This window comes from Vibrio sp. 970, assembly GCF_033339075.1.
The window spans coordinates 1-1,733 of sequence record NZ_JAWOTW010000055.1; the positions used below are offsets into that span (position 1 = coordinate 1).

At 46.8% G+C, this 1,733-nt stretch carries 1 protein-coding gene; it reads left to right on the forward strand.

The window, feature by feature from the left end; genetic code table 11:
• A partial coding sequence (locus tag R7Q11_RS24640) for a hypothetical protein (RefSeq protein ID WP_225466818.1) occupies nt 1-1,733 on the forward strand: 1,733 nt, incomplete at both ends.

A 1,733-nucleotide genomic window follows, 5' to 3' on the forward strand; every position in this document is an offset into this window, starting at 1 on the left:
GATTACGCCAAAAAGATGCTGCGCGGCTACACCAAAGAAGCCAAAGCGGCGAACGACTCAAACCTATCATTAAGCCGTTCTTTAGAGCAAACCGCAGACCGCGCCAAAAACGCAGGTCGTGGCGTGTTAGATGCTGCAGGTTATGTCTCGGCAGGCATTGGTGCCGTCACAGGTGCCACGGCTTACCTCATTACGCAGCAGGCGCAACAAGCGCGCGAAATCGAAAAGATGGCCACCGTTGCTCAGGTATCGGTCCAGCAAATACAAGCCTTGGCGTATGCCTCTGAGCAATACAATATCAGCGGCGAAAACATGGCTGATATTCTCAAGGACGTGAACGATAAGCTGGGCGACTTTACCGAAAATGAAGGTGGTGAATTTGCTGACTTCATGGAGAACATCGCGCCAACAGTCGGACTGACCATTGAGAAGCTGCAAGAGCTGTCGGGTCCCGATGCGTTGATTGCCATCAAAACGGCGATGGACCAAGCCAACGTTCCAATGAAAAGCCAGATATTTTATCTGGAGAGTATCGCGAACGATGCCTCGGCCTTGATGCCATTGCTTGAAAATCAAGGCCAAAAGCTCTTTGAGCTGACCAAAAAGTACGACGATTTGAACGTCTCCATGTCGGAATATGACATTGAGAAATTCAAAGAGATGGACCAAAAGCTCACAGATGTTGGTCTTAAACTTCAACGTTCTTTTGCTAATGGCGTTCTAGGTGCTAGTGAGCAAATTGATTGGGTTACTAAAAAGTTAACCATCGCTATCGATTTTTGGAGTACCAAATTAGATAGCATGAGTGACGACCCTAAAACCGCTAGTGGTATTCTAAAGAAAAAGCATGATGCTCAGGATGATGCACGAACTGTAAGGATAGAGTTAGAAAGAGCACAAAAAGCTTTAGAGAGCTTGCAGGCAACAGAAAAGAGCGCTGTTGGAAATATTGAAGTTCAAGCACGTATGGCTAACTCGCGATTTAGCGAAAAAGTCGAAAAAGCTGAAACGAAAGTAAATAAACTCAAACAAGAATATGAATCGCTATTAGAGACGGTACATAAATACCATCGCCAGTATGAAGATGATGTTCTAGGTTTCAATAGAGATGGCAAAAGTGATAAGCCACAATACCCAGAACAACCTCCAATTAGACGTCTAAAAAGCGATCCTAGTCTTGACCAAGCACAGGCATCTGGCGCATCGCGCCTAGCATCGCTTGATATGCAGTACGCGAGTGAGCGAGAAAAGCTCATGTTAGCACATGAGCAACGCTTGCGTGACATCGAAGAAATGCAGGTGTCCGAGCAAGAGTTGAAGCGTCGTGGTTTTGATACCTTGGAGGCATTAAAAACCGAGTACAGTGATCGCGAGAAAGAGTTTTTTAGAACCTCACAAGCCGAGTTTGAAGCAGAGCAAGAAGAGGCGCTGCAACGTTCTGTCGATGCATTCGCTCGCAGTGAAAACGCCAAAACAGAAAAGGCCAAAGTCGAAGCTGAAAAACGGGCGTATCGTGAAGAGCGCTTGATGCAAGAGCGCGTTCGAGGCATGAGCAACTTCCTCGGTCAAATCTCTCAGCTACAAAACAGTGAAAACAAAAACGCCGCTCGTATTGGTAAAACCGCAGCGCGTGTCCAAATCATGCTTAACGCTTATGAATCAGCGTCAGCGGCATACAAATCTTTAGTTGGCATTCCTTATGTCGGTCCTGGTCTTGCTGCGGCAGCGGCAGG